This is a genomic window from Pedobacter sp. 01N416, from assembly GCF_056399685.1.
This window is the reverse complement of record NZ_JBFTRT010000831.1, coordinates 1-1,556: the sequence shown is the minus strand read 5'-3', so window position 1 is coordinate 1,556 and position 1,556 is coordinate 1. Positions and strand designations below refer to the sequence as shown.

Annotated in this window: 2 protein-coding genes; one reads left to right on the top strand and one right to left on the bottom strand. The window is 43.3% G+C overall.

Translation table 11 applies throughout. From position 1 onward, the window contains the following. Window positions 1–94 precede the first annotated feature (94 nt). Window positions 95–355 carry a GIY-YIG nuclease family protein gene (locus AC1DND_RS27630; RefSeq protein WP_477586027.1) on the top strand — a complete coding sequence of 87 codons (261 nt, stop codon included), beginning with the start codon at window positions 95–97 and terminating at the stop codon, window positions 353–355. A 166-nt stretch (window positions 356–521) separates the two neighbouring features. Here the strand turns inward: AC1DND_RS27630 and AC1DND_RS27625 are convergent. Next, a partial coding sequence (locus AC1DND_RS27625; RefSeq protein ID WP_477586025.1) for a DUF4982 domain-containing protein occupies window positions 522–1,556 on the bottom strand: 1,035 nt, incomplete at its 5' end.

The following is a 1,556-nucleotide window of genomic DNA, read 5'->3' as shown; positions in this document are numbered from 1 at the left end:
CACCGGTAATAGTAAAGTTTGCTAGTATAAAATCTGGTAAGAACAATTTAAGTAAAGAGGCTGCAGGGGAAGTCATATAAAGTGAAATAGTAAAATGCAAAGCTATTTGTTTTTACCGTCCTCCACAACTTTTGGTATTGATCCACATTCTGAGAAAATCGGGAAATTTTATATTGGGCATACCGAAGATATTAACAAAAGACTTCTTCGGCATAATAAAGGCCAGGTAACTTCAACCAGAGGTAAAGGTCCGTGGACTATTGTTTACCAAGAATATTTTCCTAGTCGAGCAGAAGCTGTACAGAGAGAACTTGAAATCAAGTCGAAAAGACCAGTAAATATATCGAAAGGCTAGTTGTCGATGGTGGAACTGATGGACACGTCCCGACCTAAAGTCGCGATGCTTCAAAGGCATAAGGGTTCGATGCCCGCTCCGGGTACGAATGGGAACCTTACACATTTTTGAAGAAGGTTGCTCTTTTTGAAGCAACCCTTTCTTTTTTAATTTCAATACGTTATAGTTAATAACGAAGTGTATGCTGAATTGCTTCTGGAGATGAGCGAACTACAACCACAGCATCGGCCAGGCCCGGAGCGCTTGCCTTTAACTTTATCGTTCCAGTGCTTTTGGTACTTTTGATGACCACCAGCGCCCGCCCTTTCCATGCCCTACGTGAGTTGGAAACATAGGGATCTTCATCTTTCAGGTTCGCATTGTCTACTCCAATAACCTTCCCTGGACCCTCAATCTCAAAATTTACCCTGTTTTCAGAATTTGGCTGCAACACACCGTTTTTATCGGTCAGCTCAACAGTTACAAATACCAAGTCTTGTCCATTTGCACTGATTTCACTGCGATCTGCCGTGAGCTTTATCCTCGCCGTGTTTGCCGAGGTTCTGAGTGTGGCTTTTTTCACTTCTTTACTATCCTGAACACCAACAGCAAGCAATTCTCCAGCAGCGTAGGGAACGGTAAAAACAGCCTTAAACTCTTGAACTATGCTGGTTTCCTGCTCTCCTATCAGTTTTTTATTAAGGTATAAACGAACCACAGGATATTTGGAATAAACCTCAACCTGAAGCTGTTTACCCTCATATCCCGGCCATGTCCAGCTTTCCCAGGTTGGCCATACCGACCACAATGTTTCTTTGATTTCCAATGGTTCCGGGGCTGGTTCACGGACGGCCATATAGAGTTTTTCATTATCGTTATACAACATGCTCCGGTAATGGGAAATGGGTTTCCGCCATCCGGTCAGGTCAATATCGCCGCAGTAAGCGCCATGCCATGGAAAAAAAGTATTCTCCCAATGCTCACCGGGTACCTCACCCGAATAATAATAACGGCCTATGCCCGATTCGCCAAGGTAGTCGAGTGCAGTCCAAACAAAGTCTCCGATGATATAGCTATTGTTATTTACAAGTTTCCAATTGGCAAAAGCATCTCTGGGATAGGATTCTGTTTGAACAATGATCCTGGAAGGTACTCTTTGATGATCTGCTATAGCACTGTGCAACTGATAATTATAACCAGCAACATCATGCTGTACCGTACC

What these genes read in the sequence shown, in the direction of transcription:
- AC1DND_RS27630 (WP_477586027.1), top strand. Translation starts at nt 95, where the DNA reads ATGCAAAGCTATTTGTTTTTACCGTCCTCCACAACTTTTGGTATTGAT.